Here is a 22457-nt window from a genome sequence, read left to right on the forward strand (position 1 = left end):
TCCCCCCACTCATGGTCAATCCCCCCGACCCCGGCCGCATCGTCCCCAGACCGCACCTGAAGTTCCACTTCGATGCCACCTTCCCCCGGGTCTGGCACCACAACGGCCTGGGCTCGACGCACCTGTGGAACGGACTCAACCTGCTCTTCCCCCAGGGCGAGCGCTTCTTCGTGCGCAGCGTCAACCACTACCTCCCCGCGCTGGCCGATGTCCCGGAGCTGCGCGCGCAGGTGAAGGCGTTCTTCGCCCAGGAGGGGCAGCACGCTCGCGAGCACCAGGACTACATCGAGCTGCTGGAGTCACAGGGCTACGTCATCACCGGCTTCATGAGGGCGTACCAGCGCATCGTCTGGGGCTTCATCGACAAGTACTTCCCGGCCTCCCTGCGGCTCTCCATCACCGCCGCGCTGGAGCACTACACGGCCATCATGGGGGAGAACACGCTGACGCTCGGCGTGTTCAAGGACGGCCACCCCGCGATGCGCCAGCTCATCGAGTGGCACGCCGCGGAGGAGATTGAGCACAAGGCCGTGGCCTTCGACGTGCTGCGCAAGGTGGCGCCGGGCTACGGCCTGCGCGTGACGGGGATGTTCGCGGGCATCATCGCCCTGTACGGCCTGTGGTTCGCGGCCACCGTCACGCTGCTGAAGCAGGAGCCGGGGCTGGGGTGGGGTGGCATCTGGCGGGAGCTGCGGCGCGCGCACCAGAAGGACCCGGTGCTGGTGCGGGTGCTCTGGCGTGGGCTCAAGGAGTACCTGCGGCCGTCGTTCCACCCGCTGGACAACGACAACCTGCACATCGCGCGCGCCCACCTGGACTCGCTCGACGTGCCCCGGGCGGAGGCCGCCTGAGCGGACGGGTCGTGGCGCCGCGGCTCGCCGTCCTCGCGGCCTTGTTGGCGCCGATGGGGGCGGGGGCCTTCTGGGTGAAGGACCACGAGGCCCTGACGCGGGTCGCCCTCGAGCGGGCGACCCAGGCGTCGCCGGGCCTGGAGAAGCACCGTGACGCGGTCCTGCACGGTGCGACGGCGGAGGACTTGAACCTCCACGTGAAGTGGACCGGGTGGCACCACTACTTCCGGCCGGAGGGGAGGGTGGACTCGGGGCCGCGCGAGGGTTCGGCGGCGCGGGTGCTCAAGTTGTGGGAGGAGGCGCTGGACGCGGCGCGTGGAGGAGACCTGGCGCGCGCGTGGGACAGGGCCGGACACCTGGCGCACCACATCCAGGACGTGGCCTCGCCGCCGCACGTGGTGCCGGTGAGCCATGGCTTCTCGGACGGGTTCGAGGGCTGGGGCCTGCGCGGTGTGCTGGAACAGCTCCCCACGCGCGAGGTGGCGCCGATGTCCGGGCCCGACGCGCAGCTGGCGCTGGCGCGGGAGACCCTGGAGGTGGTGCGCACGCAATCACTGCGCGCCGAGGATGGGACGCTGATGGCCTGGCGTGCGTTCTGGGTGGAGCCGGACGCTGCGCTGCCGGGGGCGTTCGGTGTGTATGGCGCGTCTGGGAAGGTCTTTGGACAGACGGAGGGTGTCTCGCCGGAGGCCTTTGATGTGTTCATGGCGGACCGTGCCGCCGCGGCGATTGCCTATACCCAGTCATTCCTCACCTGGGCGGCTCAGCGCTTCCAGGAGGTCGCCGAGCCCGGCGCCGTCTGGGTTTCGACCGGCGACTACAGCCCCGCGCCGGAGCTGTCCTTCCAGTTGCTGGGCGGCATGACACGCGACACGCGAGGCGGCGCCCCCGTCGCCGGGCTTCGCGCGGGGCTGCCACTTCCGTACGCGTCGCGGTTGTCCTTCGAGTGGATGCGCGGCGTAGGGCTGGGACGTCGTCCCCTGGCGACGGGAGGCTTCAGTCTGTCGTTGTCGTCGCCACCCTTGTGGGCGTGGCGGCCGACGTACGCGGTGGGCGTGGACGTGCGGGCCTCGCTGGGGGCGGGCGTGTTCTCAGGGGAGGGAGGCTCGCGCTTCGGGGTGCCCGTGGGCCTGCGGGCGCAGGCGGCGCTGGGGGCGTTGTTCATCGCGAGCGCGGAGGCGCGCTACCAGGGCCTGCGCCCGCTCACCGACGACTGGACCCATGGGTTCGTGTGGACGCTGGGATGGGGCGTGGCGCTGGGAGACCGCTGACCCGACGCTTGCCCGGGAATGAAACAGGCGGGCTCGCGTTGTCCGGCGCGTCCCCCCGAGCACACCACGGCCCCTGGAGCCGTCGTCATGAAGACCTCGCGTAGGAAGTTCCTGGTGTATTCCGCCACGGGTGCGTCGTTGCTCGCGCTCGGGCCCGAGTCATTGGCCGCGCCGAAGAAGGTGGCGAAGAAGCGCATCCTCATCCTGGGAGGCACGGGCTTCCTCGGGCCCGCCGTGGTGGAGGCCGCGCGGGCGCGAGGCCACTCGCTGACACTCTTCAACCGCGGCAGGACACGCCCGGAGCTCTTCCCCGACGTGGAGAAGCTGCGCGGCGATAGAGACCCCGACAAGGACGAGGGCCTGAAGGCGCTGAAGGGCCGCAAGTGGGACGCGGTGGTGGACACGTCCGGGTACTACCCGCGCATGGTCCGCGCGTCGGCGGCGCTGCTGGCGCCGAACGTGAAACAGTATGTCTTCATCTCCAGCGTCTCCGCGTACGCCAGCGACAAGACGCCGGGCGAGGACGAGCGCGGCCCCACCGCGACGCTCGCGGACCCCAACGTGGAGACGATGGGCAAGGACTACGAGTTCTACGGCGGGCTCAAGCGCGCGTGCGAGGAGGCCGCCGAGGCGGCGCTGCCGGGGCGCGTGGCCAACATCCGCCCGGGCTACATCGTCGGACCGGATGACCGCTCGGACCGCTTCACGTACTGGCCCGTGCGCTTCGACCAGGGCGGGGAGATGCTGGCGCCCGGCTCGCCGAAGGACCCGCTGCAGATCATCGACGTGCGCGACCTGGCCGAGTGGCTGGTGCTGCTCATCGAGGGCCAGGTGAACGGCGTGTTCAACGCCGTGGGGCCCGCGGAGGCGTGGTCGATGGGCGCCATGCTCGACACCTGTCGGAAGGTGACGGGCAAGGACACGAAGGTGACGTGGGTGCCCGCGGAGTTCCTGGAGAAGCAGGGCGAGACGGGCGACGTGAGGCTGCCCATCTACATGCCGCCCACCGGCACCAGCGCGGGCACGCACCTGCGCTCCAACGCGAAGGCGGTGAAGGCCGGGCTCACGTTCCGTCCCGTGGACGTCACCGTCCGCGACACGCTGGCGTACTTCAAGGGCCTGCCACAGGAGCGGCGCGACAAGCCGCGCGCGGGCCTGCCACGGGAGCGTGAAGCGGAGCTGCTCGCGCTGTGGCGCAATGCCCAGGAGGCGCCGAAGCCCGTGCCCGCAGCTTCCGGCAAGGGCGGGTAATTCCGGCTCTCCTACGTGCCGCGCCAGCGCTGACGTGTGAGGGGCACCCACCGTGCCCCCTGTCCGTCCGGGCAGCGAGCGGGCTGGCACGAAGTCTGTGCTCGCCCTCGCGACACACGGTGATAAGGACGCCCCGGCTGTTACCCAGGGCCTACCCTTTCCCATGTCCAGCATGCACTTCCTGCGCGGCGCTCCCGTCCTCTCCGAATTCCGGCTCGCCAAGCTGCTCGCGCAGTGCCGCGAGCAGGTGCCCTCCGTGTCGTCCGTCTACGCGGAGCACGTGCACTTCCTCGACGCCCCGGAGCCCCTGTCCGGTGACGAGCAGGCGATGCTCGGCCAGCTCCTCGAGTATGGCCCCAGGGTCCCCTCGGGCGAGCGCGCGGGCAGCCTGCTGCTCGTCGTGCCGCGTCCTGGCACCATCTCTCCCTGGTCCTCGAAGGCGACGGACATCGTCCACAACTGCGGCCTGGGCGCGAAGGTGCGCCGGCTGGAGCGCGGCCTCGCGTACTTCGTGGCGGGTCCCCAGGGACGTCCGCTGGAGCGCGAGCAGGTGGAGGCGCTCGCGCCGGTGCTGCACGACCGGATGACGCAGGCGGTGCTCACGCGGATGGAGGACGCGGCCGTGCTGTTCTCCACGCACGAGCCCCGGCCGCTCACCACGGTGGACATCCTGGGCGGCGGCAAGGGCGCGTTGGACCGGGCCAACCGCGAGCTGGGGCTGGCGCTCGCGGACGATGAAATCGACTACCTGGTGGCGCGCTTCACGGAGCTCTCGCGCAACCCCACGGACGTCGAGCTGATGATGTTCGCGCAGGCCAACAGCGAGCACTGCCGGCACAAGATCTTCAACGCCAGCTGGACGCTGGACGGCAAGCCGCAGGAGCGCTCGCTCTTCCAGGCCATCAAGAACACCTACGCCCAGCACCAGGAAGGCGTGCTGTCCGCCTACAAGGACAACGCGGCCGTCATCGAGGGCTTCACGGTGGACCGCTTCTTCCCGGACGCGGACACGGGCGAGTGGGGCACGGTGCGCGAGCCGTCCCACATCATGGTGAAGGTGGAGACGCACAATCACCCGACGGCGATTTCGCCGTACCCAGGCGCGGCGACCGGCGCGGGCGGAGAGATTCGCGACGAGGGCGCCACCGGTCGCGGCGCGAAGCCGAAGGCGGGCCTGACGGGCTTCACCGTCAGCCACCTGCGCATCCCCGGCCACGAGCGGCCGTGGGAGCAGCCCTACGGCAAGCCGGACCGCATCGTCTCCGCGCTGGACATCATGATGGATGGCCCCCTGGGCGGGGCCGCGTTCAACAACGAGTTCGGCCGGCCCAACCTCGCGGGCTACTTCCGCAGCTTCGAGGCGCAGGTGTCCACGCCCGAGGGCGTGGAGGTGCGCGGCTACCACAAGCCCATCATGATCGCCGGCGGCCTGGGCAACATCCGCGCCGAGCACGTGAAGAAGGGCCAGCTGCAGCCCGGTGACAAGCTCATCGTGCTGGGCGGCCCGGCGATGCTCATCGGCCTGGGCGGCGGCGCGGCGTCCTCCATGGCGCAGGGCGCGAGCGCGGCGGACCTCGACTTCGCCTCCGTGCAGCGGGACAACGCGGAGATGGAGCGGCGGTGTCAGCAGGTCATCGACCAGTGCTGCGCGCTGGGCGAGAAGAACCCCATCCGCTCCATCCACGACGTGGGCGCGGGCGGCCTGTCCAACGCGCTGCCGGAGCTGGCGCACGACAACGCGCTGGGCGGGAGGCTGGAGCTGCGCGCGGTGCCCAACGCGGAGCCGGGCATGTCGCCGCTCGAAATCTGGTGCAACGAGGCCCAGGAGCGCTACGTGCTGGGCGTGGCGCCGGAGGACCTGGCGCGCTTCACCGCGTTCTGCGAGCGCGAGCGCGCGCCCTTCTCGGTGCTGGGCGAGGCGACCGAGTCCCAGGTGCTGAAGCTGTCCGACGAGCGGCTGGGCACGCCGCCCATCGACCTGCCGATGGACGTGTTGTTCGGCAAGGCGCCGCGCATGCATCGCGACGCGACCACGCGCGCGCTGGAGCACGCCCCGCTGTCGCTGCCCTCGGACTTGAAGTCCATGGCCGAGCGCGTGCTGAGCCACCCGACGGTGGCGGACAAGTCGTTCCTCATCACCATCGGCGACCGCTCGGTGTCGGGGCAGGTGGCCCGGGACCAGATGGTCGGCCCGTGGCAGGTGCCGGTGGCCGACTGCGCGGTGACGCTGTCCACGGTGACGAGCACCACGGGCGAGGCGATGTCCATGGGCGAGCGCACGCCGCTGGCCGTGGTGGACGCGGCGGCCTCCGCGCGCATGGCGGTGGGCGAGGCGCTCACCAACATCGCCGCGGCGCGCATCGGCAAGCTGTCCGACGTGAAGCTGTCCGCCAACTGGATGGCGGCGGCGGGCAGCCCGGGTGAGGACGCGCAGCTCTACGCCGCGGTGAACGCGGTGGGCATGGAGCTGTGTCCGGCGCTGGGGCTCACCATCCCCGTGGGCAAGGACTCGATGTCCATGCGCACCGTGTGGCAGGACGGCGGCGAGAAGAAGACCGTGACGTCCCCGGTGTCGCTCATCATCTCCGCCTTCGCGCCGGTGCTGGACGTGCGCAAGTCGCTCACGCCGCAGCTGGTGGACGTGGAGCTGGACACGCGGCTGGTCTTCGTGGACCTGGCGCGCGGGCAGCAGCGGCTGGGCGGCTCCATCCTCGCGCAGACGCACGCGCAGGTGGGCCCCAAGGTCCCCGACGTGGAGGACCCCGCGCTGCTCGCGGGCTTCTTCTCGGCGGTGCAGGCGCTGAGCTCCGAGGGGCGGCTGCTCGCCTATCACGACCGCTCCGACGGTGGCTTGTGGGCCACGCTGTGCGAGATGGCCTTCGCGGGCCGCTGCGGCGTGGACGTGGACCTCTCGAAGCTGGGGCCCGACGCGGTGGCGGCGCTCTTCAACGAGGAGCTGGGCGCGGTGGTCCAGGTGCGCGCGGGCGACGTGGCGCGCGTGTGCGAGGTGCTGGAGCAGCACGGGCTGGGGGTGCACTGCCACGAGCTGGGGCGGCCCACGCCGAAGCTGGAGGTCCGTGTCCGGCACGGTGAGCGGGTGCTCCTGTCCGAGGGCACCATGGACCTGCGCCGCGTCTGGTCGCGCGTCAGCTACGAGCTGCAGAAGCTGCGCGACAACCCGCTGTGCGCGGAGCAGGAGTACGCGGCCAAGTGCGACGCGTCCAACCCGGGCCTGTCGCCGCTGTTGACGTTCGACGTGTCCAAGGACGTGGCCGCGCCCTTCGTGGGCAAGGGCGCGCGTCCCCGCGTGGCGGTGCTGCGCGAGCAGGGCGTCAACAGCCAGCAGGAGATGGCGGCGGCGTTCACCCGCGCGGGCTTCCTCGCGGTGGACGTGCACATGAGCGACATCCTCGCGGGCCGGGTGTCGCTGAAGGACTTCCACGGCGTGCTGGCGTGCGGCGGCTTCTCCTACGGAGACGTGCTGGGCGCGGGTGGCGGCTGGGCCAAGTCCATCCTGTTCAACCCGCGCGCCCGCGACGAGTTCGCCGGCTTCTTCGCGCGCTCGGACAGCTTCGGGCTGGGCATCTGCAACGGCTGCCAGATGATGTCCGGGCTCAAGGACATCATCCCCGGCGCGGAGCACTTCCCGCGCTTCGTGCGCAACGCCTCGGAGCAGTACGAGGCGCGGCTGGGGCTGGTGGAGATTGCCCGCACGCCGTCGCTCTTCTACCAGGGCATGGAGGGCAGCCGGATGCTCATCGCCGTGGCGCACGGCGAGGGGCGCGCGGAGTTCTCCGACGACGCGGAGGCCTCGCGCGTCAACGGCTCGGGCTTCATCACCACGCGCTGGGTGGACAACCACGGCCAGGTGGCGTCGACGTACCCGGCCAACCCGAACGGCTCGCCGCACGGAATCGCGGGCGTCACCACGAAGGACGGCCGCTTCACCGTGACGATGCCGCACCCCGAGCGCGTCCACCGGCTGGTGCAGCACTCGTGGCGGCCCCGCGAGTGGACGGGCGATGACGGCCCGTGGATGCGCATGTTCCGCAACGCCCGCGCCTGGCTGGGCTGAGGCGCTGTCAGAAGGTCCCGGCTCGATGTCGCGAGCCAGGGCCGAGGTTTCGGCAGGTGTCAGGTCGTCCCCGCTCCTGCTCCGCGCTCGCGACGAACACCCGGCCCGGGCTCGATGAACCGAGCGGGGCCGGGGGGCGGCGCTTACGCCCGGACCAGCTCCAGCGGCTGGCCCTCGGGCACGTGCTTCATCGCCACCGAGTTCATGCAGTAGCGCAGGCCGGTGGGCGGGGGGCCGTCGGGGAAGACGTGCCCCAGGTGGCCGTCGCAGCGGGCACAGCGCACCTCGGTGCGGACCATTCCGTACGAGCGGTCATCGATCTGCGTCACCGCGTCCGGTCCCACCGCCTGGGTGAAGGACGGCCAGCCGGTGCCGGACTCGAACTTGGTGCCCGACTTGAACAGCGGATTGCCACAGCCGGCGCACACATAGGTGCCCGGCGTCTTCGTGCCCAGGAAGCACCCCGAGCCCGGACGCTCCGTGCCGTGCCTGCGCAGGACGTCGTACTCCTCGGGCGTCAGGCGCTCGCGCCACTGCGCATCGCTGAGGGTGAGCTTGTCGACCATGCCGTCACGCTCCTTTGCCCGGGTCCACGCCCGGGAGCTTCAGTCAGATGCGCATCCTGCCCAATCGTCGCGCTCGCTGGCCAACCTGGAATGACGGCGGCCGTGTGCCCGCCCGCTGCTCCGCCGAGCCCGGGTGCCTTCCTGCCGGAGGGCCGCGCCGACCTCATGGTTAAGGACGCAGTCCTACCCTCAACCCGTCAGCGGAGGCGCCATGCGGATTTTCGAACTGATGACGCGGAACGTGGAGACCATCGAGGCGGACGAGCCGCTGCGGGTCGCCGCCCTGCGGATGCGCGAATGCAACATCGGCGCGCTCCCCGTCACCGAGGGCGGACAACTGGTGGGCATGCTGACGGACCGCGACATCACCGTGCGCTCCACCGCCCTGGGCCAGGACCCCAACACCACGCGCGTGCGTGAGGTGATGACGACAGCCCTCATCACCTGCGAGCCGGACGCGGGGCTCGATGTGGCCGAGCAGATGATGGAGGACAAGATGGTGCGCCGGCTCGTCGTGGTGGACGAGGCCCGTCGCCCGCTGGGCATCCTGAGCCTGGATGACCTGGCCACCGTGCCCGCGGAGGTGCTGCGCGCCGGCGTGGTGCTGGAGCACCTGCAACACGCGTAGCCGTCCTCCAGGAACCGAGGGGCGCGAGGAGCAGACGGGCCTCGCGCCCCTCGGGGCTTCATCACGCCGGGACTCCGGGGACACACGCGGACACCAGCTCCGCCAGGCCCGCGTCCCACGACACGTCCCGCTGGGCGCCATCCCGCTGTCGCAGGCGCAGGCCCTTCGCCTGCACCTCGCGCGCGCCCACCACCACGAGCCAGGGGACACCTCCCTGGTGCGAGTCCAGCACCTTGCGCGACAGCGACTCCTGTCGCGCGTCCACGCGGACGCGGCAGCCCGCCCGTCGCAGGCTGAAGGCGACGTCGCGCGCGTACTCCTGCGCGGCGTCACCCACGGGCGCCACCACCACCTGCTCGGGCGCGAGCCACGCGGGCAGGGCGCCCTGGTGGTGCTCGAGCAGCACGCCGATGAACCGCTCCAGGCTGCCCAGGAGCGCGCGGTGAAGCATCACCGGACGGACCCGCAGGCCCTGGGAGTCCTGGTAGCGCAGGTCGAAGCGCTCGGGCAGCACGAGGTCGAGCTGAATCGTCCCGCACTGCCACTCGCGCCCCAGCCTGTCTTTCAAGACGAACTCCAGCTTGGGGCCGTAGAAGGCCCCCTGACCCGGTTGGTACTTGCACTCCAACCCCGCCTGTCTCGCCGCGTCCGAGAGCCAGGCCTCGGCCTGGTCCCAGACGGCGTCGCTCCCCGCGCGGGAGGCGGGACGCCCGGAGAAGGCCACCTGGACGTCGTGGAAGCCCAGGCCCGCGTAGAACTCGCGCAGCGAGCGCGCGAAGTTCACGACCTCTTCCACCACTTGCTCGGGGGCACAGAAGATGTGCCCGTCGTCCTGCGTGAACTGACGCAGCCGGAACAGGCCATGCAACGCGCCGCCCGGCTCGCTGCGGTGGACCAGTCCGAACTCACTCATGCGCAGGGGCAGGTCGCGGTAGCTCAGGGACATGCGCCGCACCAGCTCGATGTGGCCCGGGCAGCTCACCGGCTTGAGCGCGAGCGGCCGCCCGCCGTCCTCCACGAGGTACATGTTCTCGCGGAAGTTCTCCCAGTGGCCGCTGCGCTCCCACAGGGGCTGCGCGTAGAGCTGCGGCGTACGGACCTCGAGGTAGCCCTCGCGCTGCATGCGCTGGCGGATGTGCTCCTCCAGCAGGCGGAACAACAAGAGCCCTCGGGGATGCCAGAAGACCATTCCCGCGGCCTCCTCCTGCAGGTGGAAGAGGTCCAGGCGTTGGCCGAGGGCGCGGTGGTCGTTTTCGTCGAGCATTGCTTCGTCTCCGGTACGGAAGGTTTGGGAAGGCCTTGCCGGACGGAGCGCTGAGCGAACACACGGTTGCCCCGGCCGGTGAAGGCGGGGCGAGAAGCCGTGCGGTCGTCAGCTCACTTCACGACGCGCACCGCTCCACACCTCGCCGTAGCGAGTCGTGGTGCGGGTGGTCGTGGTGACGTTGACGATGCTCACGCGAATCAAGATGCAGGCGGGCCTGGAAATTGTCAACCAGACCCCCGGGCAACCCCTCACGGGGCAGCGGACTCAGCAGTCGTAGCGGCCGGCGATGCAGTAACAATAGCCTTCGACATCGCCACGGCAGCACGGCTGCGTGCCGCTCCGGCAGCTCTGTCCATCCATCGCCGAGCACGAGCGATAGTCGCCCGGACACACCGCCGGCGGGCAGTCCTTCCTGACCCCGTCACACGTCACGCTCCTGCCTTCGAAGGTGCTGCAGGTGCTTCCCGTGCAGGAGATGAACGTCCCGTTCGCGCAGGCCGTCGTACAGGTGACGAGCTCCTGGCTGGTTTGCGCCAGCTCGACGTCCGCCGGGCCTTCATCGACTTGCACCTCGAGCGCCTCGCCACCACAGGCCAGCAACGAGACGCCGAGGATTGCCACCATCATCACCAGCACGCGCTTCATGAGGACTCCCGCGGAAGAACGACGTGGGACCGCCTGCGACCCATGAGGGTCGTTTTCGTGTTTTCCCATGAAAGCGCGTATTTGTGCGAGCGGCGCCCCGCGGTGAAGTGCTCGCGAGCGGATGTTTACAGACAGTGGTAGCGCCGCGTCGTTGGATCGCAGGCGCACCACAGGAGGAACTCTCCATCGCAGCAGTCCACCCGGCGCACGCAGCGCTGGCCCTCGTAGATGGCGCACTGAGGGAGGTCCCCCGGGCAGGTGACCAGCTCCTGCGAGACCTCCTGCGTGGGCTCGGTGGAGAGGCGCTCCCCGTCCGCCTCGGACGTGGGGCCACCGCAGCCCAGCCACGCCATGCTGAACAACGACACACACAACACGAAGACACGCTTCATGGGACGCCCTCGAATCGGGTTCACGGGCTCCGGCCGCACCGTGCGAGGGACTGTGCCATGTTCACTTCGGGTGTGTCAGGAATGGGGGCTTCCCGCAACTGTCAAGGGCGTCGCGGAGCCGGGCGCCTCGGGCCCCGGCTCCGCCGCCGACCGGCTCACGCCAGCAGCGACGCGAGGCCAATCATCCCGGCGATGAGGAAGAAGAGCGACTCGCCCGCGATGAGGCCTCCGCCCGCCAGGGACATGGTGCTCATGTCCTCGGGGAGCGCCTCGCCCTGTGCGGGGCTGCCCGCGGAGGCCGGCGCGCGCTTCTTCGTGACGGTGTTCCACACGGACGCGATGACGCCGCCCGCGCCGAACCACAGCGCCACCGGGAAGGCCACGAAGCCGCCGAAGGAGGACGCATAGGGGCTGGCCAGCACCAGCGAGTCCATGGTCCAGCCCACCGCGAAGCCCGCGCGCGAGCCCTTGATGTAGCGCTGGTAGCCCGGGTTGGCGTGCAGCACCTTGCGCAGCGCCTGGATGCCGAAGCCCAGCCCCAGGCCGAGCAGCATCGCCTTCACCTTGGTGTCCGACAGCGAGCCCAGGTCGCGGATGGCGCCCACCAGCTTGTACGTCATCGCCGAGCCCCACTGGCCCACCTCGGCGTTGGGGTTGTCGAGCTGGTTGATGGCGAGCGCGGGGTAGGCGGTCATGAACACGCGCGCCAGGCCCACGCACAGCAGGGCGCCCATGATGACGCCCATCACCTGGTAGCGGAACTGGATGACGCGGTTGGTGCCCAGGCGCCATCCGGTGGAGCGGTCCTGCTGCATGTCGCAGCCCACGGAGGTGGAGATGAGCAGGATGGTCGCGGCCATCAGCGCCACCAGCGGGTTCTTCAGGCCCAGCAGCGACATCATCATGATGGAGATGACGAACGCGCTGGAGATGGGGTTCTGGTCGGTGATGCCGTAGGAGATGCCGTTGATGAGCACGAACAGCAGCGCCAGCGCGAGGCCGAAGAGCAGCCAGCCCAGGGGCTGACCCAGCACCGCGGTGCCCACCACCAACGTCGCCGCGCCCCAGCCGAGGACCCAGGCCAAGAGCCGGGGCAGGTTGACCTTCTTCCACGCGGGCTCGTCGTCCTTCGGCGCGTCGGCCTGGGCCTTCACGCGCGCCACCGCCTGCACCGCGAGCAGCGACAGGTCCACCACCGCCGCGCCGCAGATCATCGCCAGGCCGATGAGGAAGCCAATCTTGCGGAAGGGGTCCTCGGGGCCGAGCCAGCCGATTTCACGCAGGTGCGGCACCTGCCATGCGCCGATGACGGCCATCAACACCGCGGGGATGGTGATGCGGCTGCCGACAATCATGCCCGCGCCCAGCGTGGCGGCGCTGGTGCCGATGGCGGCCACGACGGCGATCTTCTCCGTCATCCACGCGGCGATGGCGCCCAGCAGCGTGCCGCCGCCCAGCTTGGAGATGGAGGCCTTGAGCAGCCGCTTGTCGGTCAGCGCGCGCAGGATGTTGGCCACCGCGAAGCCCGACGGGTAGTCGAGCTGCAGTCGGTCCACGAGCAGCGGCGTGTAGAGCATGCCCACGCCGACGGCGAACATTCCCACGCAGCCGACGAAGAGCATCAGGTGCCAGGCGGGGGGCATCTCCATGCCCAGCCACACCATGGCCTGGATGAGCACCGACATGGCGCACAGCGAGGCCACCGACGCGGCCATCGTCTGCATGTAGTTGGCGCCGTGCTTGCCCTCCGCGCCGTAGCCGTACGTGACGGCGCTGCCGAGGATGCCGGCGAGCACCTGGCCTCCGACGAAGAAGCCCACGCTGAAGTTCATGTACGACGCGGCGATGCCACCCAGGGGCCCGAGGATGAACAGGGCCACCGCGCTCAAGAGCAGGTGGTACTTCCAGGTCCCGACGGGAGGCAGCCAGCCGAAGCGCGGCTGGAGGTTGTCGGAGTCGGGGGGCGTCGAGGACGAGGGGGGCTCCGGGTGGGGGAGCGGCTGGACGGGAGATGCCATTGGGCCGGGAGGCTACCGGCGTTCCACGCCGCTGTCACAACCCGGGACGTTTCATCGCCCATTCAAGAAGGGGAGCGCTCGCAGGGCGGCGCGAAGCCGGGCCCGCTCCTTCCAGATTTGGAGGCCGTGGAAGACGGCCAGGGTCACGAGGCAGGCGATGCCGAGCGTGACGTAGCGACGGATGAGGTCACCCTCGGACCAGCCGTGGTCCTCGACCAGTCGGCTCGGGTCGCTCAGGCCCACGCCCTCCATGCGGCCGAAGGGGATCTCCTCGGCGTCGGTCCGCGCTCGCCACCAGGTGTGGAAGCCGTCCCAGAAGGCGAGCGCGCCGATGAAGACGAAGCCCCAGCGCAGGCCTCTCGCGTGGAGGTGGCCGCCGGGCCGGGCGTGGAAGGACGCGACCAGGAGCGTGCCCAGAATCAGCATCCCCGCGTCTCCGCCGAAGACGATGAACACCTCGGTGCGCCACAGGGGGATGACCAGCGTGCAGAAGGCCTGGGCGACGAGCAGCGCCGTGCTCCAGGCCATCCAGTCCCAGCGGCGCAGCTTCCAGCCGCGCCACGCCCAGAAGCCGAGGGCTCCCGCGAGCATCGCCGCCAGCGAGTACCAGCGCTCGGAGCCCGTGGGCGTGACCCACGGGGCCGGGATGGCGGGGATGCCGCACAGCCATGCGGTGACCGCGTGCCCGACCTCGTGGACGTACATGGTGAGCAGCCGCACGATGAAGCGCGCGGAGCCGGTGGCCACCAGGTAGCCCACCAGCAATGCCAGGGGCACGACGACGAGGCGCAGGCGCAGCTCATGGACGGCGTCCTCCTCGCTCGCGTCGAGAGAAGGCGTGCTCGGTGGCAGCACCTCGGAGCGCAGTTCCGGAGGCGCCAGCCACGGGGGGTCGACCTCGAAGGGCGTGGGAGCCTGCTCGGTGGCCTCGCGCTGGACGCGCTCCTCCTCGGCCTTGCGCGCGGCGCGGGCCTCGGCGCGGGCGTAGATGATGCCGCAGCGAGGACACTCGGCCCCCTGCACTCGGGGCGCCTGACAGCCGGGGCAGGTGAGGGCGGACACGGGGCGCACGAAGGTGGAGCCTAAAGCCTCCGCGCTCCAGACGAAAACAGGGGCCCTTCGACCATGCAGGCGGCCCATTGAATCGCGTGGGCGGTGGGGGCCTCGTCAAAGCGCACGGTCCGGTGCATGAGCGCATGCCCGGGCGGAAGCGGGGTGCTTGACGCGATGGGGCCGCCTCATCGAAGACCAGGGCATGTCCACGCTCGACGCGAAGACGCGGGGGCGCACCGCACCCGGAAGGCTGCGCGCGCTCGATGCCTTCCTGTTCCGCTTCGAGCCCACGCTGCTGTCGCGCGTCGACGGCCCGTGGGCCCGCGCCGTCTTCGTGGACGTGGGCTTCGGCGAACATCCGTGGACGACGCTCGAGAGCGCCGAGGCCTTTCGCGCGCTCCACCCGGAACTCGTCGTCATCGGCGTGGAGCTCGATGACGCGCGGGCCCTCGCGGCCCAGGCCCACGCGGGGCCTCGCACTTACTTCCGTCAAGGCGGCTTCGCGCTGCCGCTGTCCCCGGAGGAGCCCGCCCGCCTCGTGCGGGCCATGAACCTCCTGCGACAGGGACCCGTGGAGCGCGTCGCCGAGGTGCACCACGCGCTCAGCCGCTTCCTGCTCCCCTCGGGGCTGCTCGTGGAGGGCAGCTCGGACCCGGAGGGTTCCGTTCTCACCGCGCACCTGCTGCGTCGCTCCGACAGCGCTCCCGAGTCGCCGCCCGCTCGCGAGGCCCTGCTCTTCCACACCGACTTCCGCCAGGGCTTCGCGCCGCTCTTGTTCCGCGACTGGCTGCCGCGTGACTTGCGCCGCCGCGTGCGTCCCGGTGAGCCCATCCACGCCTTCTTCATGTCCTGGGTCGACGCGTGGAAACAGGCTCGCGACGCCGGCCACTCCGCGCCCGCGGATGCCTTCCGCGAGTCTGTCTCACGTTTGTGTCATCAGGTGGACGGCGTCTCCACGGACTCATGGCTGCTCGACTCCGGTTACCTGCTATGGCGGCCGCCGACAGGTGTGGCGTCCTGACGCATGGGGCCGGGCAACCCCATCCCCATCCACCCCAGATGATTCGCCCTCCAATCAAGCGCCGCGAAGAGGGAGGGGCAAATGGCGGAGGGGGCGGATATGGTGTGGGGCCCTCCAACGGGAGACAGCACAGGTGCAGGCAGAAGACGTGAAGGTGCAGCAGTCGGCGACAGAGCGCGTGGGAGAGCGGCCGGCCGCGCTGCTCTTCTCCGCTGGCTTCTATGGGACGCTCGCCGCCGCGCGGTGCTTCGGGCGCAATGGCATCCGCGTCACCGTGGCGGACCCCGGACGGCTGGGCCCCGCGAGCTGGTCGCGCTTCGTCGGACAGCGCGTGCAGTGCCCTCCCGAGTCCCAGCCCGAGGCGTTCCTCGCGTGGCTCCTCGACTTCGGAGCCCGGGCGCCCATGAGCCACGTGCTGTATCCGACGAGCGACGAGCTGGCGTGGCTGGTGTCCGTGCACGCCCAGGAGCTGTCGCGCTACTTCCACCTCTACGACCCCGGCATCGACGCCGTCTACGGGCTGCTCAACAAGCGCAAGCTCTTCGAGGCGGGCCAGTCGGTGGGGCTGACGCTGCCGCGCACCTGGTTCCCCGAGTCCGAGGCGGACCTGGAGAGCATCTCCCGCGAGGCGCGCTTCCCCGTCCTCATCAAGCCGACGACGCAGATCCTCTACTCCACGCACCGCAAGGGCCTGCCCGTCGCGGAGCCCTCGCAGCTCGTGGAGGAGTACCGCGCCTTCGCGCGCGACGGCTACGCGCCCATGCTGGTGAAGTTCGACCCGGCCGTGGCGCGGCCCATGGTGCAGGAGTTCCACCCCGAGGCGGCCCAGGGCATCTACAGCCTGTCGGGCTTCGTGGACCGCACGGGCGCGCTGTTCGAGGTGCGCGGCGCCATGAAGGTGCTCCAGCGCCCGCGCCGCCTGGGCGTGGGCGTGTGCTTCGAGTCCGCGCCGGTGCGCCAGGACCTGGCCGACGGCCTGCGCAAGCTGTGCGCGAAGCTGGGCTACCACGGCGTCTTCGAGGTGGAGTTCATCCAGACGAAGGACGACTTCCTGCTCATCGACTTCAACCCGCGCTACTACGGGCAGATGGGCTTCGACATCGCGCGCGGGCTGCCGCTGCCGCTCATGGCCTATCACGCGGCGCTGGGTGACGTTGACGCGCTGGCGCGCGTGGGGCAGTCGGCGCGCGCATGGACGGGACGCGGCGAGGTGTTCTGCAACCGCATCGCCCTGGAGATGCTGCTCAACCTCCAGCGGCTGTCCGGCGCGCTGCCCGCCGACGAGGCGAAGCAGTGGCGACGCTGGCTGCAGACGCACCGTCAGGTGGCGGTGGACCCGCTCATCGACTCGGATGACCCGATGCCGTCCGCGGTGGAGGTGGCGCAGATCCTCTACGGCTCCGCGCGCCACCCGCGCGCCTTCCTGCGGATGATGGTGCTCAACCGCTAGCAGGCCCTCGCCGCCCGTGTGTCAGCGCACGGGCGGCGGACCTCGACGCAGCGCTCAGGCCGCCTCGGGCTTTCCCGGGCTCTTCGCCACCGTGTCGAGCGCCACCTGGTCCTCGAACGTCTCCGCCCGGCGCAACAGCCGCGCCTCGCCGCCGTCCAGCGCGATGATGGCCGGCTGCGGATACGAGAAGGACGTCGCGAACGGCACGAAGTACGCGCCCGCGTCCATGATGGCCAGCGTGTCACCCTCGACCAGCTGGGGCAGTCGCTTGGCGTGGTACAGCGTGTCGCCCGGCGTGCAGATGGGGCCCACCACCGTGTAGACGCGCTCGGCGGGCGCGTCCGGCCGGTCCACGTGGAAGAGCTGGTGGTACTCGTTGCGCACGCACTCGGCATGGTTCACGCCCGCGTCGAGCACCGCCCACGTCCGGTCCTCGCCCGCCTTGAGCGTGTGCACGCTACCGAGCAAGAGCTGCGTGTCGCCCGTCATGGCGCGGCCCGGCTCCAGGAAGATGCGCGGCCGCGCGCGCCCCTTCTTCGCGTAGTGCGACTCCACCATCTCCACCACGAGCGCCACGTAGCGCGAGATGTCCAGCGATGCCGCCGGGTCCGGCGCCGGCACGTCCCGGAAGAAGGTGAGGTTGAGGCGCCAGTCGCGCTCGGCGATGTGCTCCACCGACGGCGTGCAGAGGCTGCCGCCCAGATCCAGCACCTCCAGGTCCAGCCCCAGCTCCTGGTGCAGCGTGTCCGTGAAGCCGAGCACCGCCTCCACGAAGCCCGTCAGCTCGCCCTCGGTGCGGATGGTGGCGCCCCGGTGCGCGTGCAGGCCCACCACGTCCAGGTGCGACGACGCCCGCGCCTGCGCATACGCCCGGAGCGCCGCGCCGCCCGCGATGGGCGTGCCGAACTGCGCCGCCCAGCCGCTGTCCGTGCTCACCCGCACCGCCACGCGCGGACGCTGGTCCAGCTCCGCCGCGACGCGCGCGAACAGGCCCAGCTCCTCCGCGTGGTTCGCGGCGAGCAGCTGGATGCCCCGGCCGATGGCCTCGCGCACCGAGGCCTCCGACTTCACCGGGCCGTTGTAGACGATGCGCTCGGGCGCGACGCCCAGCCGCAGCGCCAGCCACAGCTCGTAGGCGGAGATGATTTCGGCGCCCACGCCCATCCCGTGCAGCACCTCCAGCACGCCGGGGATCGGGTTCGTCTTGTACGAGTAGAACACCTCGCACCCGCCCGCGCGCCCCGGGGGCACCGCGAGGAAGCGCTCCACGTTGCGCTGGAGCGCCGCCAGGTGCACCACGTGCAGCGGCGAGCCGAAGCGTTGCACCAGCGACTTGAGCGCCACGCCCTCCAGGCTCAGCCCCTGGCCGGGGACGTGCTGCAGCCCCCAGTACGACGCGGGAATCTGCGTGCGCGCGGGCGCCATGGCCCGCTGGAGCACGGGCCTGAGCGTCTGCTTCACCTGACGCTTGGCCGTGCCGACGAACCGACTCTTCAAGCTCATGAGACCCGGCCCTGCTTGGGCAGCCACAAGGGCAGCTTCTTGGCGATGTCGAACGGCAGGGTCCGCATGAGCAGCTGCAGCGCGCGGTACTCCAGCGCGCCGTTCGTCTTGCGGTACTTGCCGTGGATCATCTCGTTGGACTGCATCACCAGCGTGCCGTCCTTGCCCAGGTTGTGCATCAGCGAGGGCCGGCCGGTGCGGTAGTGCAGGATGGGGCGGTCCACGTAGACGTGGCCGAAGGCGCGGATGCCGCGCAGGTAGAAGTCCACGTCCTCGTAGACGGGGATGGACGCGTCGAAGCCGCCCAGCGTCGCGAAGTGCTCGCGGCGCACCATGCACGCGGAGTTCACGTACAGCGTCCCGCGGAACAGGATGTGCGCCACCGTCCACGCGCTGTTGGGCGTGCTGGCGCCCACCTTGGCCGCCCACTGGAAGTACTCGCTCTTGTCCTTGAGCCAGTCCGCGTCGTCACCGAACGGCACCACCCAGCCCACCGCCACGCCCGCGTCGGGCCGCGCGTCCAGCGCGCTCACCATGGCGTGCAGTGCGCCGTCGGCGAGCATGTCGTCGTCGTCCAGGAAGTGCAGGTAGCGGCCCCGGGCGAGCGTCACGCCGTGGTTCCGCACCACAGCGGGGCGCCCCTTGGACGGCGGGTCGTTCACCACGTAGCGCACGCGAGAGTCGCCCAGCCCCTCCACCGACGCCCGGGCGGTGCCCTCCGGCGTGTCATCCAACACGATGACCTCGACGTGGACCCCCTCCTGGCGGAGCACCGAGCGGATGGCCTCCACCACTTCCTTCTCTCGTCGGTGGGTGGGCATCACCACCGAGACATCGATTGCGGACATGTCAGGCTTATATGCGTTCGCGCCGGGGCCTGAGAAGACGCCTCCGGGTTGGCGCCGCCGCCAGGCTTGCGCGCACGCCTGCTCCACGCGCAAGGGTTGCGGGAACGTGCGTTCTCAAAATGGATGAGCTTGAGAAGCGGCGCGGGCGTCAGTAGCTCGCCACCGCGAAATCGAAGTCGTCGGAATCCCACCCGGGGTCCTGCTCGACCTGCCGGGAAATCGCCGTCCGTGGGGCAACGATGTCCTGCTCCGCGAGGCGGGCCTCCACTCGGGGGCGCCGCATCGCCAGGCCCTGGCCATCCCACTCGCGGCCCCCCAGCCGGGCGCGGGGCGAGGTGTCCTGGACCTCCACGTCGACATGGGCCAGCCGGTCCATCCAGGGCTGCAGGCAGTCTCTCGCCATGTGCTTCCGCCTTCGCGTGGGGGTTGACGGGGAGCGGTTGCAGTCGTCATGCCATGGACCTGGTAGGGCGGGGGGCCGTCGGACGCGTGACAGGAGGGCGTGCGGGGCGCGGCCCGCCGGCCACGGTGGGCGTCCGGGAGCCCTCCGGCGACTTGACGCCGGACCGAGGGCCGGACAGGAACATGGACGCAAATGGCCCTCCTGCTGGCACACGACGTCGAGCCCCCGCGCCCCTGCAGCTACCTGCCCGAGCGGCAGGCCTCGCTGGAGAACCTGGTGCTGCGGGACGTGTCGCCGGAGGAGTACGAGCACCTGCTGGTGCGCGGCTGGCGGCGCTTCGGGCCGGTGTACTTCCGGCCCGCCTGCGCGGACTGCCAGGAGTGCGTGTCGCTGCGCGTCCCGGTGGAGGGCTTCCGGCCCAACCGCAGCCAGCGCCGCGCCCGGGCCGCGTGCGCCCACCTGCGGGTGGAGGTGGGCGTCCCCAGGGCCGACGAGGAGCGGCTGGCGCTCTACCGGGCCTGGCACGCGGAGCGCGAGGCCGCGCGGGAGTGGGAGCCCTCGCCGCTCACGGTGCGCGAGTACTCGCTCCAGTTCTCCTTCCCGCACCCCTCCGCGCGCGAGGTGGCCTGGTACGACGACGCGGCGGAGGGCGGCCCCCGGCTGGTGGCGCTGGGCATCTGCGACGAGACGCCGCACGCGTGGAGCGCGGTGTACTTCTTCTACGACCCGGACTACGCGCGGCTGTCCCCGGGCACGGCCAACGTGGTGTTCCAGGTGGAGCTGGCGAAGGCGCGGGGCATCCCCCACGTGTACCTGGGCTTCCGCGTCCAGGCGTGCGCGTCGCTGCGCTACAAGGGCGGCTTCCGTCCGCACGAGCTGCTCGAGGGGCGGCCCGCGCTGGACGCCGAGCCCACCTGGGTGCCCGCGTCGGACGCGCCGGAGCCGGAGTCCGGCGCCGGGCCCTGAGCCGCGTGGGTCAGCCCGCGCCCAACAGCGCCCGGTCGAAGTGCTCGCGGAGCCGGCGCGCGTACTCCTCCGGGGCCACGCGGGCGTACTCGCCATGGCCCGCGCCCTCGACGACCCACAGCGTCTTGGGCTCGCAGGCCGCGCGGAACAGGCTGGCCTGGAGCTTGGCGGGCGCGTCCGGGTCCACGTCGCCGTTGACGAGCAGGAGCGGGCGGCCCTTCAGCTGGCACATGCCGTCGATGGGGCGCACCGCGTCCACGTCCACGCCCGCGCGGCGCAGCGTCCACAGCACCGGCTCCGCGCTCAAGGCGCCCCACCTGCCGTAGCCCGAGTACACGTCCGCCTCCAGGGCGGGGTACGCGCCCGCGGCGGCCACCGCCTTCACGCGCGCGTCGCGCTCGGCCACCAGCAGCGCGGTGGTGCCGCCCATGGAGAAGCCGAAGAGCCCCAGCCTGGCGGGGTCCACGTCCGGCCGCGCCGCCACGAAGTCCAGCGCGGCCGTCACGTCGCGGCGCTCCAGGTCTCCCCACGTCACGCGGTCTCCGCCGCTCTCCCCATGGGCGCGCAGGTCGAACAGCAGCACGCCGTAGCCGGCCCGGGCCAGCGCGCGGGCCTCGAAGAGCAGCTGCGCGCGGTTGTCCGCGAAGCCATGCACCAGCACCACCGCGGCGCGGTTCTGCGAGGGCACGTACCAGCCGCGCAGCGTCAGGCCGTCCGCGTTGGTGAAGGCGACGTCCCGCATCGCGTCCAGCTCCGGCGCGGCGGACGGCCGCGTCACCGGCACGTGGGGCGGGTGCAGCAGGCCCTGGCCGATGCGGTGCCCCTTCACGACGAGCAGCCCCACGGACGCGAGCACGCCGAGGAGCAGGACCAGGGGGACGAGGAGTCGTGGACGGAGCGCGGTCATCACGGAGCGTGACAGGACGGGAGAGCCCGGCGGTCTGCCCGGGCGCCGGCAGAGCGTACGCCGGGATGCGCGCGATGTGTCGCCAGGAGACGTTGCAGCCGTCCGTCTTGTTGGCGGCCGTGACACCCTTGGGTTACGGTGCACCCGCCTTCAGGGAGTGGGGGGCTGGATGCTGGTGCCGGTGCCACGAGACGCCTCGAAAGACCCTGGGAGGAAGCGAGTGCTGTTCACGCTCGTGTTCCTGGGCGGAGGCGGCATCGAGCGCTCGGTGTGCAACGTCCTCGCGGGGCTGGACCCCCGGCGCTTCGCCACCCGGCTGTTCTTCCACCACCGACCTCCACCGGGGCGCGAGGACCGGCTGCCCGCGAACACCGAGGTCTCCTGGGCCACCGACTCCTACGACTACCACCGGCAGAACCTGCCCCTGTACCTGTGGCACCTGTTGCGCCATGCCCGCGAGGCGGACGTCATCGTCGCGGGGCAGGAGGGGCGCGCGGCGCTTTTGGCCTGCCTGGCCGGGAAGCTGCTCGGCAAGCCCGTGGTGGGGATGATCCACTTCGACTGGGGCGCCTTCCACCGCGAGCAGCCGCGCCGCCAGCTGTGGGGCCTGCGGCTGCTCTACCCGCGCATGCAGCGCATCGTCGCGTGTGGCCATGACACGGCGCGCTCCTTCCAGTCCCTGGTCCCCGTGCCCGAGGAGCGGCTGCAGGTCATCCCCAACTTCGTGGACGGGGAGGTGGTGCGCGCCGCCGCGGACGGGCCGGTGCCGGACTGGGCGGGCCCCGTCTTCGAGCGCCCGGTGGTCATCGCCGTGGGCCGGCTGGAGCCCCAGAAGGGCTTCGACGTGCTCATCCGCGCCCATGCCCTGGCGCGCCAGGAGGGCGTGGACCACCACCTGCTCATCCTGGGGGTGGGTTCGCTGGAGGCCGAACTGAAGGCGCTGGCGCGCTCGCTGGGGGTGGAGTCGAGCGTGTTCATGCCGGGCTTCGCGTCCAATCCGCACGCGCTGATGCGCCGCGCGGCGGTGTTCGCGCTGTCCTCCCGGTTCGAGGGGCTGCCCATGGTGCTCCTGGAGGCGCTCGCCCTGGGGTGCCCGGTGGTGAGCACCGACTGCCCGTCCGGCCCCGCGGAGGTGCTGGAGAATGGGCGGCACGGCGTGCTGGTTCCAGTGGAGGACGCCCCGGCGCTGGCCCAGGCGCTGGCCCGAGCCGTCTTGGACGAGGTGCACCGCAAGGACCTGGCCCGGAAGGCCCGGGCCCGCGCGGAGGAGCTGTCCTCGGCCAAGGCGCTGGGGGCCTGGGAGGCGCTCCTGGACTCGCTCTGAAAGGAATCCCTTGCCGGC

19 protein-coding genes are annotated in these 22457 nt (G+C 71.1%); 9 read left to right on the forward strand and 10 right to left on the reverse strand.

All coding sequences use genetic code 11. The features are described from left to right. Positions 1-11 precede the first annotated feature (11 nt). The 4 genes from K8640_RS07785 to purL all read left to right on the forward strand — a co-directional run bounded on the left by K8640_RS07785 (position 12) and on the right by purL (position 7448). On the forward strand, positions 12-851 hold the full coding sequence (locus tag K8640_RS07785) for a metal-dependent hydrolase (protein ID WP_141327062.1): 840 nt from the start codon (positions 12-14) through the stop codon (positions 849-851). Between the two features lie 11 nt (positions 852-862). Next, positions 863-2122: a hypothetical protein gene (locus tag K8640_RS07790; RefSeq protein WP_223746495.1), complete on the forward strand. Its 1260-nt coding sequence runs from the start codon at positions 863-865 to the stop codon at positions 2120-2122. An 87-nt stretch (positions 2123-2209) separates the two neighbouring features. After that, entirely contained in the window at positions 2210-3373 is a 1164-nt protein-coding gene (locus tag K8640_RS07795) for an NAD-dependent epimerase/dehydratase family protein (protein WP_223746496.1), read from the forward strand. Positions 3374-3536: 163 nt separating this feature from the next. Beyond that, positions 3537-7448, forward strand: coding sequence for a phosphoribosylformylglycinamidine synthase (gene purL / locus K8640_RS07800; protein WP_223746497.1), 3912 nt, complete (start codon positions 3537-3539; stop codon positions 7446-7448). A 143-nt stretch (positions 7449-7591) separates the two neighbouring features. On the opposite strand, the gene msrB is transcribed toward purL, so the two are convergent. After that, entirely contained in the window at positions 7592-8014 is a 423-nt protein-coding gene (gene msrB / locus K8640_RS07805; RefSeq protein ID WP_141327068.1) for a peptide-methionine (R)-S-oxide reductase MsrB, read from the reverse strand. Between the two features lie 211 nt (positions 8015-8225). Here msrB and K8640_RS07810 point away from each other — a divergent pair, with 211 nt between their 5' ends. Continuing rightward, the gene (locus K8640_RS07810) at positions 8226-8642 is read left to right on the forward strand and encodes a CBS domain-containing protein (protein ID WP_223746498.1); all 417 of its coding nucleotides are present in this window, start codon (positions 8226-8228) and stop codon (positions 8640-8642) included. 61 nt (positions 8643-8703) lie between these two features. Here K8640_RS07810 and thrS read toward each other — a convergent pair whose 3' ends face one another. The 5 genes from thrS to K8640_RS07835 all read right to left on the reverse strand — a co-directional run bounded on the left by thrS (position 8704) and on the right by K8640_RS07835 (position 14026). Then, on the reverse strand, positions 8704-9906 hold the full coding sequence (gene thrS, locus K8640_RS07815; protein WP_223746499.1) for a threonine--tRNA ligase: 1203 nt from the start codon (positions 9904-9906) through the stop codon (positions 8704-8706). 267 nt (positions 9907-10173) lie between these two features. After that, a complete protein-coding gene (locus K8640_RS07820) occupies positions 10174-10554 on the reverse strand; it encodes a hypothetical protein (protein WP_223746500.1) in 381 nt (126 codons plus the stop codon). Positions 10555-10679: 125 nt separating this feature from the next. After that, a complete protein-coding gene (locus K8640_RS07825) occupies positions 10680-10946 on the reverse strand; it encodes a hypothetical protein (RefSeq protein WP_223746501.1) in 267 nt (88 codons plus the stop codon). Positions 10947-11101: 155 nt separating this feature from the next. Further along, positions 11102-12964, reverse strand: coding sequence for an OPT/YSL family transporter (locus K8640_RS07830; protein ID WP_223746502.1), 1863 nt, complete (start codon positions 12962-12964; stop codon positions 11102-11104). Positions 12965-13015: 51 nt separating this feature from the next. Continuing rightward, positions 13016-14026: a hypothetical protein gene (locus K8640_RS07835; protein WP_223746503.1), complete on the reverse strand. Its 1011-nt coding sequence runs from the start codon at positions 14024-14026 to the stop codon at positions 13016-13018. 193 nt (positions 14027-14219) lie between these two features. On the opposite strand from K8640_RS07835, the gene K8640_RS07840 reads away from it, so the two are divergent. Next, a complete protein-coding gene (locus K8640_RS07840) occupies positions 14220-15038 on the forward strand; it encodes a methylase (protein WP_223746504.1) in 819 nt (272 codons plus the stop codon). A 133-nt stretch (positions 15039-15171) separates the two neighbouring features. Next, positions 15172-16488, forward strand: coding sequence for a carbamoyl-phosphate synthase (locus K8640_RS07845; RefSeq protein ID WP_223746505.1), 1317 nt, complete (start codon positions 15172-15174; stop codon positions 16486-16488). Between the two features lie 54 nt (positions 16489-16542). On the opposite strand, the gene K8640_RS07850 is transcribed toward K8640_RS07845, so the two are convergent. The 3 genes from K8640_RS07850 to K8640_RS07860 all read right to left on the reverse strand — a co-directional run bounded on the left by K8640_RS07850 (position 16543) and on the right by K8640_RS07860 (position 19242). Continuing rightward, a complete protein-coding gene (locus K8640_RS07850; RefSeq protein WP_223746506.1) occupies positions 16543-17991 on the reverse strand; it encodes a pyridoxal-dependent decarboxylase in 1449 nt (482 codons plus the stop codon). Beyond that, positions 17988-18839, reverse strand: coding sequence for a glycosyltransferase family 2 protein (locus K8640_RS07855; protein WP_223746507.1), 852 nt, complete (start codon positions 18837-18839; stop codon positions 17988-17990). The genes K8640_RS07850 and K8640_RS07855 overlap by 4 nt, the downstream gene beginning before the upstream one ends. Before the next feature lie 148 nt (positions 18840-18987). Further along, positions 18988-19242 carry a hypothetical protein gene (locus tag K8640_RS07860; protein WP_141327083.1) on the reverse strand — a complete coding sequence of 85 codons (255 nt, stop codon included), beginning with the start codon at positions 19240-19242 and terminating at the stop codon, positions 18988-18990. A 192-nt stretch (positions 19243-19434) separates the two neighbouring features. Here K8640_RS07860 and K8640_RS07865 point away from each other — a divergent pair, with 192 nt between their 5' ends. After that, entirely contained in the window at positions 19435-20208 is a 774-nt protein-coding gene (locus K8640_RS07865) for an arginyltransferase (RefSeq protein ID WP_223746508.1), read from the forward strand. A gap of 10 nt (positions 20209-20218) precedes the next feature. Here K8640_RS07865 and K8640_RS07870 read toward each other — a convergent pair whose 3' ends face one another. Further along, positions 20219-21115 (reverse strand): alpha/beta hydrolase, encoded by an 897-nt coding sequence (locus K8640_RS07870; RefSeq protein ID WP_223746509.1) that lies wholly within the window; start codon positions 21113-21115, stop codon positions 20219-20221. Positions 21116-21335: 220 nt separating this feature from the next. On the opposite strand from K8640_RS07870, the gene K8640_RS07875 reads away from it, so the two are divergent. Beyond that, the gene (locus K8640_RS07875; RefSeq protein WP_223746510.1) at positions 21336-22439 is read left to right on the forward strand and encodes a glycosyltransferase; all 1104 of its coding nucleotides are present in this window, start codon (positions 21336-21338) and stop codon (positions 22437-22439) included. Positions 22440-22457: the final 18 nt, after the last annotated feature.

Source organism: Myxococcus sp. XM-1-1-1 (assembly GCF_020037095.1).
GTDB lineage: Bacteria > Myxococcota > Myxococcia > Myxococcales > Myxococcaceae > Myxococcus > Myxococcus fulvus.